The organism is Sorangium sp. So ce117 (genome assembly GCF_051524395.1).
Lineage (GTDB): Bacteria > Myxococcota_A > Polyangia > Polyangiales > Polyangiaceae > Sorangium > Sorangium cellulosum_B.
This window is the reverse complement of record NZ_CP150309.1, coordinates 3,661,607-3,676,290: the sequence shown is the minus strand read 5'-3', so window position 1 is coordinate 3,676,290 and position 14,684 is coordinate 3,661,607. Positions and strand designations below refer to the sequence as shown.

At 72.7% G+C, this 14,684-nt stretch carries 13 protein-coding genes and 1 tRNA gene; 12 read left to right on the top strand and 2 right to left on the bottom strand.

Translation table 11 applies throughout. The annotated features are described in order from the left end of the window. Nucleotides 1-1,446, bottom strand: a complete 1,446-nt coding sequence (locus tag WMF46_RS13865) for a sigma-54-dependent transcriptional regulator (RefSeq protein WP_437555384.1) — start codon at nucleotides 1,444-1,446, stop codon at nucleotides 1-3. A 391-nt stretch (nucleotides 1,447-1,837) separates the two neighbouring features. On the opposite strand from WMF46_RS13865, the gene WMF46_RS13860 reads away from it, so the two are divergent. The 12 genes from WMF46_RS13860 (at nucleotide 1,838) to cyaY (ending at nucleotide 12,884) form a co-directional block, all read left to right on the top strand. Beyond that, complete coding sequence (locus WMF46_RS13860) at nucleotides 1,838-2,617, top strand: tetratricopeptide repeat protein (RefSeq protein WP_437977850.1); 780 nt, start codon at nucleotides 1,838-1,840, stop codon at nucleotides 2,615-2,617. A gap of 139 nt (nucleotides 2,618-2,756) precedes the next feature. Next, nucleotides 2,757-3,971: a hypothetical protein gene (locus WMF46_RS13855; RefSeq protein ID WP_437986046.1), complete on the top strand. Its 1,215-nt coding sequence runs from the start codon at nucleotides 2,757-2,759 to the stop codon at nucleotides 3,969-3,971. Further along, on the top strand, nucleotides 3,968-5,236 hold the full coding sequence (locus tag WMF46_RS13850; protein WP_437986045.1) for a hypothetical protein: 1,269 nt from the start codon (nucleotides 3,968-3,970) through the stop codon (nucleotides 5,234-5,236). The genes WMF46_RS13855 and WMF46_RS13850 overlap by 4 nt, the downstream gene beginning before the upstream one ends. Before the next feature lie 11 nt (nucleotides 5,237-5,247). Further along, entirely contained in the window at nucleotides 5,248-5,835 is a 588-nt protein-coding gene (locus tag WMF46_RS13845) for a hypothetical protein (RefSeq protein WP_437986044.1), read from the top strand. A 128-nt stretch (nucleotides 5,836-5,963) separates the two neighbouring features. Further along, entirely contained in the window at nucleotides 5,964-6,665 is a 702-nt protein-coding gene (locus WMF46_RS13840; protein WP_437986043.1) for a winged helix-turn-helix domain-containing protein, read from the top strand. 3 nt (nucleotides 6,666-6,668) lie between these two features. Continuing rightward, complete coding sequence (locus WMF46_RS13835; RefSeq protein ID WP_437986042.1) at nucleotides 6,669-8,045, top strand: histidine kinase dimerization/phospho-acceptor domain-containing protein; 1,377 nt, start codon at nucleotides 6,669-6,671, stop codon at nucleotides 8,043-8,045. A 292-nt stretch (nucleotides 8,046-8,337) separates the two neighbouring features. Beyond that, on the top strand, nucleotides 8,338-9,078 hold the full coding sequence (gene uppS, locus WMF46_RS13830; protein WP_437986041.1) for a polyprenyl diphosphate synthase: 741 nt from the start codon (nucleotides 8,338-8,340) through the stop codon (nucleotides 9,076-9,078). 120 nt (nucleotides 9,079-9,198) lie between these two features. Continuing rightward, nucleotides 9,199-9,272: transfer RNA gene (locus WMF46_RS13825), tRNA-Arg, on the top strand. Between the two features lie 64 nt (nucleotides 9,273-9,336). Beyond that, nucleotides 9,337-9,618, top strand: a complete 282-nt coding sequence (locus tag WMF46_RS13820) for a hypothetical protein (protein ID WP_012235184.1) — start codon at nucleotides 9,337-9,339, stop codon at nucleotides 9,616-9,618. A 91-nt stretch (nucleotides 9,619-9,709) separates the two neighbouring features. Further along, entirely contained in the window at nucleotides 9,710-11,005 is a 1,296-nt protein-coding gene (gene phnA, locus WMF46_RS13815; protein WP_437986040.1) for a phosphonoacetate hydrolase, read from the top strand. Nucleotides 11,006-11,048: 43 nt separating this feature from the next. Next, the gene (phnY, locus tag WMF46_RS13810; RefSeq protein ID WP_437986039.1) at nucleotides 11,049-12,488 is read left to right on the top strand and encodes a phosphonoacetaldehyde dehydrogenase; all 1,440 of its coding nucleotides are present in this window, start codon (nucleotides 11,049-11,051) and stop codon (nucleotides 12,486-12,488) included. Between the two features lie 57 nt (nucleotides 12,489-12,545). After that, complete coding sequence (gene cyaY, locus WMF46_RS13805) at nucleotides 12,546-12,884, top strand: iron donor protein CyaY (protein ID WP_437986038.1); 339 nt, start codon at nucleotides 12,546-12,548, stop codon at nucleotides 12,882-12,884. Between the two features lie 27 nt (nucleotides 12,885-12,911). On the opposite strand, the gene WMF46_RS13800 is transcribed toward cyaY, so the two are convergent. Then, the gene (locus WMF46_RS13800) at nucleotides 12,912-14,573 is read right to left on the bottom strand and encodes a hypothetical protein (RefSeq protein ID WP_437986037.1); all 1,662 of its coding nucleotides are present in this window, start codon (nucleotides 14,571-14,573) and stop codon (nucleotides 12,912-12,914) included. Nucleotides 14,574-14,684: the final 111 nt, after the last annotated feature.

Genomic DNA, 14,684 nt, shown 5'->3' with positions numbered 1-14,684 from the left:
TCACTCGGCGTCGCGCTCGCGGAGGTTCAGCTCCTTCATCTTGAGCTGGAGCCCCTTGCGCGAGATCTTGAGGAGCCGCGCGGCGTGGGTGACGTTGCCGTGCGTCTGCTTGAGGGCGCGCTCGATGAGGTCGCGCTCGAGCTTGCTCATCGCCGCCTTCACCTGCTCCTTGAGGCCGTCGGGCGTCGAGGGCGCGGCGGAGGTGTCGGCGGCGGCGGCCGCGAGCGGCAGCGTCGCGCCGGGCGCCGACGTGGCGCCGCCGCGGATCTCCTCCGGCAGGTCGTCGAGGCGGATGCGCGCGCCGTCGGCGAAGAGCAGCGCCCGCTCGACGACGTTCTCGAGCTCGCGGATGTTCCCCGGCCAGGCGTGCGAGGCCAGGCGCTCGAGCGCCTCGGGCTCGATGCTCTCGATGCTCTTCTTGAGGCGCGCGTTGAACTTCGCGACGAAGTGGGTGCAGAGGTGGGGGATGTCGCTCCTCCGGTCGCGCAGCGCGGGGAGCGCGATCGGGACGACGTTGAGCCGGTAGAAGAGGTCTTCCCGGAACGTGCCCGCCGCGATCTCCCGCTTGAGGTCGCGGTTGGTGGCGGCGACGAGCCGGACGTCGACGTGGATGGTCTTGATGCCCCCGACCCGCTCGAACTCGCTCTCCTGCAGGACGCGCAGGAGCTTCACCTGCATCTCGTTCGGGATCTCGCCGATCTCGTCGAGGAAGAGCGTCCCGCCGGAGGCGAGCTCGAAGCGCCCCGGCTTGGAGGCGACCGCGCCGGTGAAGGCCCCGCGCTCGTAGCCGAAGAGCTCCGACTCCATGAGGTCCTTCGGGATGGCCGCGCAGTTGACCTTGATGAACGGCCGGTCGCGACGGCTGGAGTTCTCGTGCAGCGCCCGCGCGACGAGCTCCTTCCCGGTGCCGCTCTCGCCGCTGATGAGCACCGTGGTCGGCGTGTCGGCGACCCGCTCGAGGATCGCGTAGAGCTCCTGGATGGGCGGGCTCTCGCCGATGATGCCGAAGCGGTCGGAGCCCCCCCGGGGCTGCGCCGCGGAGACGTCCCGCGTCGCATCCGCGCTCGCGAGATCGCGGGTGCGGAGCGCCTTCTTCACGACGACGCGCACCTCGTTCTGATCGAACGGCTTCGTGATGTAGTCGAACGCGCCCGTCTTGAGCGCCTCGACGGCGTTGTCGACGGTCCCGTGCGCCGTGAGCAGCACCACGGGCCGCGACGGGTCGTCGCGGAGCGCGGCGCGGAGCAGGTCCATGCCGTCGACCTTGGGCATCCGGAGATCGGTGATGACCAGATCGATGTGGTGCTCCTTCAGGAACGCGAGCCCCTCCTCGCCGTCTTCCGCGGTGTGGACCTCGTAGCCATCCCGGCCGAGCTGGGCGCTAAGGACCCGCCGGAGGTTCGCCTCGTCATCCACGACAAGGATCTGCTTCTTTTCGGGGAGCATCACCGGGCGAGACTAGCAGAACCGGAAACCAAGCAAGCGCCGGGACCGTCCCTCGACGCTCCGGTCGGCCGGTCGGCCGCCCTCGCGCCGCGCGGGCGCGCCGGCGGCGTTCCCGTCCCGCTCCCGCGGCCTCCCCGGGGCTCCCTGCCGTCCCCCGGCCGCCGCTTCGCTCCGCGCTCCCGTCCCGCTCCCCTGGCCGCCGCTTCGCTCCGCGCTCGCCACGCCGGTCGGCAGGACGAACGCATTGCCGCGAGGTCCGCGACTATTCCTTTTTCTCGCTGCCGGCGAAGCGGATCAGTATGCTGCGGCCACTTCTCGGAGGGCGGCTCGGATGCGTGTGCTTCGGACTTGGCTGGTCGGTCTCGGCGCGGGGATATTCCTCGCCGCGGGGTTGGCCTTAGCAGGAGATCCGGCCATCGAATACCCCGAGTGCTACCGCACGGCGACCCCCGCCGACCTGGAAGGCGCCAAGGGGGCGCACAAGGCCGCCACCCAGTTCTACGAGCGCGCTGACTACGATCGCGCCATCCAGTACTGGAAGGACGCTTACCAGCTCGACTGCTCGGCGCACGGCGTGCTGATCAACATCGCCAACGCCTACGAGAAGAAGGGCGAGCGGGCCGAGGCGGTCACGGCGCTGGAGACCTACCTGGCCCGCACGCCGGACGCGAGCGACGCGCAGACGATCCAGGACAAGATCCAGAACCTCAAGAACGCCCTCCGGCCGGCGCCGAGCGCGAGCGCGAGCGCGTCCGCGTCGGCGCCGGCGGTGCTCCCGACGGCCCCCACCGCCTCGGCGATCCCGGAGCGCCCCAAGGAGGAGCCTCCGCCGCAGCCTCCTTACGGCTATTCGCCGTGGGTCGCGACGGGCGCCGGGGTCGTCACGCTGCTGGTCGGCGGGATCTTGACCTCGAGCGGCTTCGCGGACATCGGCGCCGCCGAGGACCGTTGCCCGTCGCGCAAGGGCTGCACGGAAAAGGTGGCCGAGCGGGGCAATCAGGGGCGCACGCACGCGACGGTCGGCGGCGTGCTGCTCGGGTTGGGCGCCGCCGGCGTCGCCGGTGGCCTCATCTGGGAGCTCGGGTTCAACCAGCCCTGGCCCAGCAAGATCCAGCTGACCCCGGTCGCTGGACCGGGCGCGGCCGGGCTCGGCATGGCCGGCCGCTTCTGAGGGCCGGCTTCCCGGCGACCCGCTCGACGGCGACGTCGTCGGGCGCCCCGGCCGCACGGGACGGCGGGGCGGCAGAGGCTGGCAAGCGAGCGCCGCCTCGCGAGCGAGCGCTCACCGGCGCATCGTCTACTCTCCTGTCGTGCGTCTCAGCTCCTACGCCTGCTCGCCCCTGACACGGCGCCGTCTGCACAGGATCGCGCTCCCCTGCGCGCTGCTCGCCGCGCTCACGGGTACGATGACGGCGGTGCTCGCCGATGGCGACGCCCCTGCGCCCGCGATCTCACGGGTCGGCCGTCTGCTCGTGCCCACGGCCGTCGCGGCGCCCGCCGATTCCTCGGCGCCACCCAGCGTCGCGATCCTCGCGACGCCTCCAGGGGCGGCCCGGACCACGCTCCACGTCGCGCCGATCGGCGGAGCCAAGGCCGGTCCCGCGCTCGCCACGCTCCGGCACCTGAGCGACGCCGTGGTCCGCGCCCGCGTCGTCCCGCGAACGCGGCTCGTGGTCGCGACCGCCGAGACGAGCCCGTCCAGCGACCGCTCGTTCAACGCGAGCCTCTTCCGGATCCAGCCGGGCGCAGAGCCCGTCGCGCTCTGCGACGGCGTGGTCCACGCGAGCCGCCCGCTCGTCACCGCCGAGGGGCGCGTCTTCGTCTCGCGCGGCGTCGCCGGCCCGGAGCCGCAGCCCGACAACGAGCCCGCGCAGCTCCGGGTCGACGCGCTCACCATCGACGAGGTCGACCTCGCCACCGGCGCGATCCGCGCCGTGCACCGACACACCGGCCACCTCGCCTTCCTCGCCGGCGCGTGGAACGGCGAGCTCGTCCTCTACCGCGTCTCCCCGGCGTCGGCCGACATCGTCCTCGTGGACCCCGACTCCGGCGCGACGCGGGTGATCGCCCCGTCGATCCCGCCGTTCGCGCGCGATTTCTCGATCGACGCCGCGGCGGGCGCGCTCGTGTTCCAGGAGCGGCACGAGACCGACCCTGGCCTGTGGGTCATCGATCGGCTCGATCTCGCCCGGGGCAAGCGCACCCGGCTCGAGGCGAGCGCGAGCCACGCCCTCGCCCCCTACGCCTGGCCGGGCGGCGGGATCGCGTACACGCCCGAGCGCGCCACCGGCTTGTTCGTCGTCGGCGCGCGCGCCGCGGTCCGCAGCCCGCTCGGCCCCGGCATCGACGCCATCCAGGCCGTCTCGCAGGACGGGGCGTGGGTGGCGGCGCTGCACACGAACCCGTCCGCGTTCGCCGTCCCCTTCGCGATCCGGGTGGAGAGCGGCGAGGTCGCCGCGATCCCTGCGCCACCCGGAGCGCGCATCGCGGTCGCCGGCTTCACCGCCGCGAAGGAGGAGCCGTGACGGGCCGCCTTCTCCTGATCCCGGCGGCGCTCTCCGCGGCCGCGCTGGTAGCGCCGGCCGCGCGCGCCGCGTACTGCCCCTGCTTCACCGCGTCGAGCGCGTACAACGATCGCGGCTGCGCGATCGAGGCCGTGCCCGGGATCAACCCCTCCGTCGCGGAGTGGAACGCCATCTTCGACCGCGTCTCGCGGGGCCCCGAGGCCTGGGGCGACGCCGGACCGCCGGCCTTCCACCTCGGTCAGGGCTGCGATCTGCCCGAGGCGCGGCGCGACGTTCCCGCCACGTTCCCCTGCGAGCTGCTGAAGGCGATCGCCATGCAGGAGTCGGGGTGGCAGCAGTTCTGCGCGCCGGACCGGCCCATGGATCAGGCGGGGGAGAGCTCGCGGACGATCATCTCCTTCGACTGCGGCTACGGCGCCTCGCAGATCACGAGCGGCATGCGGCGCGGCGACAGCCCGGATTTCGATCCGCGCCGCGTGGCCGCGGAGCCGACCTACAACGCGGCCACCGGCACCCAGATCCTGGCCTCGAAGTGGAGGGCCACGCGCTGTGTCGGCGACCGGCAACCCGCGTTCATCGAGCACTGGTACAGCGCCGTCTGGGCCTACAACGGGCTCGCGTACGTCAACAACCCGAACAACCCCAACTACGACGCGGGCCGCGGCGTCTACGACCCGGCGATCGGCGGCGCCGTTCCGTACCAGGAGCGGGTGTTCGGCTGGATGGAGCACACCGGGGGGCGCTGGGAGAGGACCGAGGCCGCCTACCCTGACCTGGGCGAGATCGGCGGCACAGGCGCGCCGCCCGCGCTCTCCGATCCCCGCTGCGCGTCGCCGACGGACTGCACGCGCAAACGTCCCCTCCATCTCACGCGCTGCGCGGACGGCGGCGGCGAGACGGGCGGCGGCGGCGCAGGCGGGAGCGGCGGCGCAGGCAGCGGCGGCGGTGAAGGCGGGAGCGGCGGTGAAGGCGGCGGCACGGGCGGCCGCGGCGGCGCAGGCGGGAGCGGCGGCGACGCCGGTGACGCCGGCGGCGCGCCCATCACGACCGCAGGCCACGGAGGCGCTGGAGCCCCGCTGGGCCACGACGACGACCACGACGACGACCACGACGACGAGACGACGGTCGGCATCTACGGCCGATGCTCCTGCGACGCGCCCGGGAACGGCGCGGCCGCGGGTGCGGCGTCCTGGCTCTCGCTCTGCGCCGGGGCGCTCGCGGTCGCATCGCGCCGGAGGCTTCCGAGGCGACGCCGCGCCGACTAACCTCGCCATCCATGCCGCCTCCGCTGGGATCCGACGAGCACATCGAGGCGTGGGCTGCCCGGCGCGGCCTCGCCTTCACCGCGCGCCCTGACGAGGCCTGGTTCCGCCGCTGGGAGCCCTACGACACGATCGCGCCGCCCTCCGCGTACCTCTCCGCGTGCACGTGGACGGCGAACCCCGGGCACGCGGTGATCGCCGAGCCCTGGTACGCCGAGGGCGAAGCCGAGCCCCTCGAGCGGACGCTGCTCGGCTTCGCGGCGCACCCGGCGCTCCAGCGCCGCGCCTCGATGCGCGTCGGCGAGCATTTCCTGACGCGCGTCGCCTTCATCGAGAGCGCTCCCCCGCCCCGGGTCACCCTCGACGATGCGCTCTGGGACGCCCACGTGACGACCTTCGCTGCCTCCCAGCGCGAGGCCGCAGGCGCGTTCCATCCGCGGCTGCGCAAGCTCCTCGCCCGCCGCGGTTTCCAGGGGCACCTCGAGCTCCGCGCTGGCGGCCTCGTGGTCCACTGCGCCGGCCTGCGGCCCATCCCGGAGCACTACGAGCGGCTGCTCGGCGTCGTGCGCGAGCTCGTCAACGCGGCGGTCCCGCGCGCCTGAGCGCGCACGAACGCGGCGATCGCGACGCCCGCGAGCCCCCGCAGGGGCGGGGCCGGCCAGGCCCGCTGACCAGCCCCGCCGGCCAGCCCTGTCGACGCGTCCGCCGCGCCGTTCTAGGCTCCCCGACCATGGCCAAGGTCCTGGTCGTCGAGGATGAGCCGGCCATCGCCGAGTCGATCGCCTACTTCCTGCGCCGCGACGGGTTCGCGGCCACCGTCGCCACCACGCTCGCGGCCGCGGAGCGGGAGATCGACAAGGCCGACCTCATCATCCTCGATCTCATGCTCCCCGACGGCAGCGGCTTCGACCTGATCGGCCAGGCCCGGCGGAGCGCGGCGCGCGCCGCGATCATCGTCCTGTCGAGCCGCGACAGCGAGGCCGATCGCGTCGCCGCGCTCGAGACCGGCGCCGACGACTACGTGACCAAGCCGTTCTCCCCCCGGGAGATCGTGGCGCGGGTGCGGGCCGTCCTGCGCCGCGCCGCGCGGCCCTCGCCGTCCGCCGGCGCGCCGGCGCCGCTGCCGCTCGTGGTCGACGAGGCCACGCGGCGCGCGTACGTGAGCGGCCAGAAGGTCGACCTCACCCGCGTCGAGTTCGATCTGCTCGCCTGCATGCTCGCCGCGCCGGGCAGGGTCTTCACGCGCGCGCAGCTCATCGATCGCGTCTGGGGCGACGGGTTCGCGATCACCGACCGGACCATCGACTCGCACGTGAAGGGGCTCCGGAAGAAGGTCGTCGAGGCCGGCGGCGACGCCGACCTCATCGAGACGGTGCGCGGCGTCGGCTACCGCGTCGCGGACAAGCCGGGCCCCGCGGAAGGCGGCGGCTGACGCATGCTGCGCCTCGTCGTCACCGCGGCGGCGGCGGTCTCGCTCATCCTGCTCGTCGCGCTGTTCGCCTCCCGCCTCGTCCGCGCCCGGACGGCGGGGATGAGCATCCGGATGCAGATCTTCATCGCGCTCGGCGGCATCGTCGGCGCGTTCGCGTTCGGGCTCGGGCTGCTCGTCATCGATCGCATCGAGGCGCGCGCGACCCTGCTCGCCGAGGGCAGCGCGCGCGACGAGGCGGCCGCGTTCGCCGCCGTGGCCGCGATGGAGATGGAGGTGCGCGGCGTCGATCTCGCGGCGGTGCGCGCGCTCGACGGCGAGGCCGAGGGCCCGACCGCCCAGAGCATCGCGCTGCTCGATCCCGAGGGCCGCGTGCTCCGGGCGCGCGGCGCCTCGCCGGGCGAGCCCGGGACCGTCTTCGTGACCGCGCCCATCCAGGTCCGCGGCCAGCGCGTCGGCAGCGTGCAGGTCGTGAAGCCGACCATCGTGGTGCAGCGGATGGTCGCCGACTTCGCCCCGCCGATCCTCGTGCTCAGCACGGTGCTCGGCGCCGCGGCGGCGATCTCGTCGTTCCTGATCGGCCGCACCATCGCGACGCCGATCGAGGCGCTCACCGAGTTCGCGGTGCGCGTGAGCGAGGGCGAGGTGCGCGCGGCGACGCCGCCGGCGCAGGGCCGCGAGGTCCAACGGCTGACGCGCGCCATCGACTCGATGCGGCGCCAGATCGAGGGCCGCCCCTTCGTCGAGACGTTCGCCGCGGATCTCTCGCACGAGCTCAAGAACCCCGTCGCCGCGATCCGCGCGAGCGCCGAGGTGCTCTCCGAGGGCGCGCTCGACGACGCCGAGGAGGCCGCCCGCTTCGTCGCGCGCATCCGCGAGGCGACCACGCGGATCGAGGCGCTCCTCGGGGAGCTGCTGTCGCTCGCGCGCCTCGAGGCGCGCGGCGTGGAGCACGCCGCGGTGGTCGACCTGGTCGCGATCGCAGAGGCCGCCGCGGCGCGGGCGCGAGAGCGCGGCAGCCGCGTCGAGCTCGACGCGCCGAGCTCGGCGACGGTGCGCGGCGACGAGCAGTGGCTCTCGCGCGCCCTCGACAACCTGCTCGACAACGCGCACACGCACGGCGGCGCCGCGGCCCCCGTCCAGATCGCCGTGTCTCGCATGGGCGGACAGGTCGCGATCTCGATCCGCAACCGCGGCGAGATCGGGCGGCACGTCGCGGGCCGCCTTTTCCGCCGTTTCGTGACGACCCGCGCCGACCGGGGCGGCACCGGCCTGGGCCTCGCGATCGTCAAGGCGATCGCCGAGGCCCACAGCGGCTCGGCCGAGTGCACCCACCGCGGGCCGCCCGAGGTCGAGTTCAAGCTCTCGCTGCCGGGGGCCTGATCCTGTGAAAGGATGAGCTCTCTCGCCATGCCGCCCTTCCACGGCGACCCTCTTGGTTTCCGGGAGGTTTCCTCGGTTTGACAGCGCACCGGATCGGTGGTGCGAAGGCGCTGCGGTGGTCGGCGGGCGAGCGGGCGCGTGCCAAAGAGCTCGCGCACCCGTCGGCGAGCAGAGCGCCTTGAGCTCTCCCGCGCCATCCTCCACAGAACCTCCACAATCGCATCACCGTCGGCCCCCCCACCGCGCCCATGCTCGGCGCAGAGTCTTTCGTCGTCCCCACCCAGGAAAGCCCATGACGTCCAGCAATCTCCCCAAGCACGTCGCGATCATCCTCGATGGCAATGGCCGCTGGGCGGCGGCGCGGGGGCTCCCTCGCATGCAGGGGCACCAGCACGGAGCGCAGGCCGTGCGCCTCTCGGTGCGCACCTGCCGCGATCGCGGCATCCCGTACCTCACGCTCTACGCGTTCAGCGTGGCGAACTGGTCGAGGCCCAAGGACGAGATCGACGCGCTGATGCGCATCTGCCAGGAGTTCGCCGAGGGGGAGCACGACGAGCTGATCCGTCGAGGGATCGCGGTCCAGGTGGTCGGCGACCTCGAGGACATCCCGACGCCGACGCGGCGCGCGATGGAGAAGCTCGTGGAGGACACCGCCGGGGGCACCGAGATGACCCTGGCGCTCGCGCTGAGCTACGGCGGTCGCCGCGACATGGCGAACGCCATGCGCGCGCTCGCGGTCCGCGCGCGGGCCGGGCTGGTCATCCCGGAGGAGATCAACGAGAAGTCGCTCCGGAACTTCCTGACGACCAGCTCGATGCCGGATCCCGATCTCATCATCCGCACCGGCGGCGAGAAGCGCCTCAGCGACTTCCTGCTCTTCGAGGCCGCGTACGCGGAGCTGTTCTTCACCGACACGCTCTGGCCCGATTTCACCGAGGCGACCTTCGACGAGGCGGTCGCGACCTACTGCCGGCGACAGCGGCGTTACGGCCGGACCAGCGAGCAGGTCCGCCGCCTGGCCGCGTCGACCTGAGCGGACCTCGCCGGGGCGCTCCCCGCGCCCACGGCACCGGTGCGCTTGTAACGCTCGTAACGCTTGTAACGCTCGATTCCGCGTCCGCGATGCAGTACGAGAGATGCGCTTGTCGTCCAAGCGCCCGTAGCTCAGCTGGATAGAGCAGCGGCCTTCTAAGCCGCGGGTCGCAGGTTCGAATCCTGCCGGGCGTGCCGAACGTCCTCGGTGCGTCGCTTGACGGTCCTGCCCGGCGCGGACCACCATGTCCCTGACGCCATGGATAAGAGGGTCGTGCTCGTGCTGGGCGGTCTGGTGCTGGGCGCGGCCGTCGCGCTCGCGGCGGGGCGGGTGCGCGCCCAGGGGCTCACGCCGAGCGTCCCCGCGCCGCGGTGGGAGCAGGACTGCGAGCAGGCGCACGGCGTGGACGAGGCCCGCGCCATCGCGAAGGCGCGGGGCGAGGGCGGCTGGGAGCTCGTGGCGCTCGACGCCGGCGTGATGTGCTTCAAGCGGCCGGTCCCGGCGCCTCCGAAGCCGGCCGATCCCTGGCCGGGCTACTGACGATCGCCGGCCCGCCGTTCGAGGCGGAGGAGCGCCGTGGCGGCGCAGCGACGGCCCTTCTCGGCCCGCGCGCCGCGTGTCAGCGTTCGGCATGATCGAACTCGGCGACCGGCGCTATGCGCTGCCCGCGCGCAAGACGGTGGTGTTCTGCGTCGACGGGTGCGGGCCGGAGTACCTCGACCAGGCGCTCGCGGACGGGCTGATGCCGCGGCTCGCGGGCACGCTCGCCGCCGGCGGCCTGTACGTGCGCGGCCGAGGCCAGGTCCCGAGCTTCACGAACCCGAACAACGTGTCGATCGTCACCGGCCAGCCGGCGCGCGTGCACGGCATCTCGGGCAACTATTACCTCGACGCCGCCACGGGGGAGGAGGTGCCGATGAACGATCCTCGGTTCCTGCGCGTCCCGACGCTCTTCGAGAAGATGGAGCAGGCGGGCGTCAGGACCCTCTGCGTCACGGCCAAGGACAAGCTCCGCGCGCTCCTCGGCGCCTGCCGCGAGGGGGGCCCTCGCCCGATCTCGCTGTCGGCGGAGAAGGCGCACGAGCAGGCGATCCCGGAGCACGGGATCGGCTCGATCACCGCCGCGGTCGGCCGCGAGAACCCGTCGATCTACGACTGGGACATCTCCCACTACGCCATGGAGATGGGCCTCGCGCTGCACGAGCGGCTCTCGGCCACGCTGCTCTACGTGTCGCTGACCGACTACGTGCAGCACAAGGAGCCGCCGCGCGAGCCGATGTCGGATCGGTTCTATGCCCGCTTCGACGCCCTCTTCGGCGAGTACCTCGACGCCGGCTTCGTCTGCGGCATCACCGCGGATCACGGCATGAACGACAAGACCGCGCAGGACGGCTCGCCGAACGTGCGCTACCTGGACGACGCGCTGCGCGAGGCCGGCCTCTCGGGCTTCCGCGTGCTCCTGCCGATCACCGACCCGTACGTCGTGCACCACGGCGCGCTCGGGTCGTACGCGACCGTGTACCTCGGCGCGCCCGACGACGGCGCGCGCGCCGCTCACGTCCTCCAGCAGCTCCCGGGCGTGGAGCTCGTCCTGACCCGGGAGGAGGCCGCGCGGCGCTTCGCGCTGCCGCCGGATCGGATCGGCGACCTCGTGGTCCTCGGCGATCGGAGCACGGTGCTCGGCAAGAGCGCGGCCTACCACGACCTCTCCGCCGTGCAGCGCGGGCTCAGGTCCCACGGCGGCCTGCACGAGGCGGAGGTGCCGATCCTCGCGAGCCACCCGCTCCGGCCCGGGGAGCGCGCCTGGCTCCTCGGCGCGGAAGCGGCCAAGGCGGACGCGGGCGCCGCGCACGGCCGGCCGAGCGCGCTGTCGAACGCGGACGTCTTCGATCTGGTGCTCAACCGACTCTCGACCGCCGTGGCCTAGCGCCAACGATCGAGCGCCTGAAGGGGGGACAGGGATGGGCTCGATGCTCTCAATCGATCGACCAGCGTTCCATTTTCCGTGCCTGATCGGGGGAAGACCGGTGAGCCGGGACGAGGTCATCCTCGTGCGCTACCCGTTCACGGGCGAGGTGATCGGCAGCGTGCCGAGGCTCGACGAGGGGGCGGTGCTCGAGGCGCTCGCGAGCGTGTCCTCCGGCCCGCCGCGGCTCTCTCGCCACGAGCGGAGCGAGATCCTGCTCCGCGCCGCGGCGCACATCGAGGCGCAGGCGGGGGCGGTGGCGCGGCTCATCACGTGGGAGAGCGGGCTCTGCCTCAAGGACACGGCCTACGAGGTGCGGCGCGCGCTCGACGTGCTCCGCTTCTCCGCGTACGAGGCGCTCCGCGATGACGGCCAGTGCCTCGCGTTCGACATCTCGGCGAACGGCAAGCCCCGGCGGGGGTACACGCTGCGCGAGCCGCTCCGCCTGGTGACGGCGATCACCCCGTTCAACCACCCGCTCAACCAGGTCGCCCACAAGGTCGCGCCGAGCGTCGCGAGCGGCAGCTCCATGGTGCTCAAGCCGTCGGAGAAGACGCCCCTCTCCGCGATCTACCTCGCGTCCGTGCTGCACGAGTCGGGCCTGCCGCCCGGCATGCTCAGCGTCGTGACCGGCGATCCGGCGGAGATCGGGCGCGCGCTCGTGACCCACCCCGCCGTGGAGCTCGTGAGCTTCACCGGCGGGGTCGAGATCGGCAAGCGCATCGCCGGCCTGCTCGGCTACCGGCGCGCGGTGCTCGAGCTCGGCGGCAACGACCCGCTCATCGTGCTCGACGACGCGGATCTCGACGAGGCCGTGCGGCTCGCGACGTACGGCTGTTACAGGAACTCGGGGCAGCGCTGCACGGCGGTGAAGCGGCTCATCGTAAGCGAGCGCGTCGCCGACGAGCTCGCCGGCCGCCTCGCCGCCGCGTCGGCGCAGATCAAGGTGGGCGATCCGCTCGATCCGGCGACCGACATGGGGACGGTGATCTCCGAGGCCGCGGCGCGGCAGCTCGAGGCGGCGGCCGAAGACACGCTCGCGCGCGGCGCCCGGCTGCTGTTCGGGAACGAGCGCCGCGGGGCCCTGTACGGCCCCACCGTGATGGATCATGTCCCGCGGGACGCCCCCTCCGTGCAGCACGAGACCTTCGGCCCGCACGCGCCCATCCTGCGGGTGAGGGACATCGACGAGGCGATCGCTGTGGCGAACGGGACGAGCTACGGCCTCTCCGCCGGGGTCTGCACGAACGACCTGCGGCGCGTCCACAGGCTCGTGCGGGAGCTCCGCTGCGGCACGGTGAACGTGCGCGAGGTGCCGGGGTATCGGTCCGAGCTGTCGCCGTTCGGGGGAATCAAGGACAGCGGCATCGGGGTCAAGGAGGGCATCGTCGAGGCGATGAAGGCGATGACCAACGTGAAGCTCTACACGGTCCCCTGGGAGTGAGGGGGCGCCGGCGCTTCCCCATACCGCCTCGGCGCGCGCCGTTGTAAGCGGATCGGCATGAGCGGAGAGCCCCTATCGGAGCGAGAGTTCGACGACGTGGCCGATCGGTCGCTGCGCGCGCTGGATCGAGCGATCAACGAGATCCCCGACGGCGTCGAGGCCGACCTGCAGAGCGGCATCCTCACCCTGGAGTTCGAGGACGGCATCAAGTACGTCGTCAACAGCCACCGCGCGGCGCGGCAGATCTGGATGGCCGCCGAGCGGGCCGCGTGGCACTTCGACTACCGGCCGTCCGAGGACCGCTGGGTGGCCCAGAAGTCGGGCGAAGAGCTCTGGAGCACGGTCGAGGCCGTGCTGTCCCGGAAGCTCGGCCGCGCCGTGAAGCTCGCTCGCTGAGCCGCGCGGCCCGCGGGGCGAGGTGCATCACAGGGCGAAGCGGATGCCGAGCCCTCCGAGCAGGCCCGTCACGGAGGCGCCGACCCGGAGGTCGAACGCGACGCGGTCCCACGGGCGAAGCGCGAGCCCGATCTCGGGCAGGACGAGCCACGGATAGACGAGCGGCCGCAGGCCTTGAGGCCGCCCCTTGGGACGGGTGAACCAGCTCGGCTCGACGTAGCCAGGGTAGTGATCCGCGTCGTAATCGAGCTGGTTGCAGTACCGGAAGCTCCCGACCGGGTTGTTGGGTCCGCGGCATTTCACATAGCGGTACGGGTCCCCCGGCACGAAGGAGCCCGGGTCGCCGGGCACCGCGTCGCCGGGATATGCCTGGGTCCGGTAGAGGTCGCCCATGAACGTCCAGCCCACGCCAAGGCCGGCCCCGACGCGGAAGGCGAACAGCTCGTCCCGATCGAGCGGGATGTTCCAGACCAGGCGGACCCCCGCCTGGAGCGCCTGGAGATCGCTCTCGACGATCTCGTAGTCGGTGTCCGGGTGTCCCTTCGGCTTGAACGGCGTCTCGTCCATCCAGAAGCGCGCGTAGGCGACCGAGAACACGAGATCGAACCGCCGCCCGAGCCGCGTGGACAGCGAGATGTCTCCGCCGGGGACGAGGACGTCCCGCCCGCCTTCCCCGAGGAGCCCGAACATGAGCTGAGGGATGAAGAAGCCCTGGAAGCCTGCGCCGAGCCACACATCGCGCTGCCTGCGCGCGCTGGGCGGCGTTGGCTCGGGCATCTCGACGGCGGGCTTCGGCCTCTCGTCGGGGCCCGTCGCGACGCGCGGCTTGTCCTCGGCCGGCTTCTCGGCGGCGCGAGGCGGCTTCTTCGCGACCGGCTTCTCGGCGACGCGAGGCGGCTTCTTCTCCGCCGGCTTCTTCGCGACAGGCTTCTCGGCGGCGCGAGGCGGCTTCTTCTCCGCCGGCTTCTTCGCGACAGGCTTCTTCGGTGGCTTCTTCTCCGGCGGCTTCTTCGCGACAGGCTTCTCCGGCGGCTTCTTCTCCGGCGGCTTCTCCGCGACAGGCTTCTCCGGCGGCTTCTTCTCCGGCGGCTTCTCCGCGACAGGCTTCTCCGGCGGCTTCTTCCCCCCGGGCTTCGGCTTGAGGCGGAGCTTGATCTCGCGCCGCTGCTTCTCCTTCAGCGTGATCTTCTGCGACGTCTCCTCGTGGCCCTCGGCCCTGGCGACGATCACCAGCACCTCGCCCGGATCGAACCGGTGCGGCGCCGACGGCTCGCTGATCACCTCGCCGTCGATCTCGACCACCAGCCCCTCGTACGGCTCCGCCGGCGTGACGACGAGCGTCGGGATGCGCGCATCGAGCTGAGCTGCCTTCTTCTTGGCCGATGTGATGGCCGCGACATCCCGCGCGTTGTAGCCGGGCGCCTTCTTCTCGCTCGCGACCTTGTGATAGATGTCGCTGGCCTTCAGCAGATCGCCCTGCTTGACGTAGCAGTCGGCGAGCGGAACCGCCGAGCTCGGGCGATGCCGCTGGCTCTCGGCGGACTCGAGCAGCGGGATCGCCCGCTTGCAGAAGCCGCCTCTGGCTGCGTTCATGCCCTGGTTCGCCTCCTTGTCGCCGGGTCCGGCGAACACCGGAGGGGCGAGCAGCACAGCCAGGAGGCCGAAGAGAGAAGCGATCGAAAGACGCAAGAGGCGCTCAGTCTACCACTGCCCCCGCGAGGCGCGCGGGACGGACCGGGCGCTGCGACGCTACGACCGCGGATGTCGCGAACGGCGCGGCCCGAGGTAAGGAACAGCGCG

What these genes read in the sequence shown, in the direction of transcription:
- WMF46_RS13865 (WP_437555384.1), bottom strand. Translation starts at nt 1,446, where the DNA reads ATGCTCCCCGAAAAGAAGCAGATCCTTGTCGTGGATGACGAGGCGAAC.
- WMF46_RS13845 (WP_437986044.1), top strand. Translation starts at nt 5,248, where the DNA reads ATGCCGCCTCCGCTGGGATCCGACGAGCACATCGAGGCGTGGGCTGCC.
- WMF46_RS13840 (WP_437986043.1), top strand. Translation starts at nt 5,964, where the DNA reads ATGGCCAAGGTCCTGGTCGTCGAGGATGAGCCGGCCATCGCCGAGTCG.
- WMF46_RS13835 (WP_437986042.1), top strand. Translation starts at nt 6,669, where the DNA reads ATGCTGCGCCTCGTCGTCACCGCGGCGGCGGCGGTCTCGCTCATCCTG.
- uppS (WP_437986041.1), top strand. Translation starts at nt 8,338, where the DNA reads ATGACGTCCAGCAATCTCCCCAAGCACGTCGCGATCATCCTCGATGGC.
- WMF46_RS13820 (WP_012235184.1), top strand. Translation starts at nt 9,337, where the DNA reads ATGGATAAGAGGGTCGTGCTCGTGCTGGGCGGTCTGGTGCTGGGCGCG.
- phnA (WP_437986040.1), top strand. Translation starts at nt 9,710, where the DNA reads ATGATCGAACTCGGCGACCGGCGCTATGCGCTGCCCGCGCGCAAGACG.
- phnY (WP_437986039.1), top strand. Translation starts at nt 11,049, where the DNA reads ATGCTCTCAATCGATCGACCAGCGTTCCATTTTCCGTGCCTGATCGGG.
- cyaY (WP_437986038.1), top strand. Translation starts at nt 12,546, where the DNA reads ATGAGCGGAGAGCCCCTATCGGAGCGAGAGTTCGACGACGTGGCCGAT.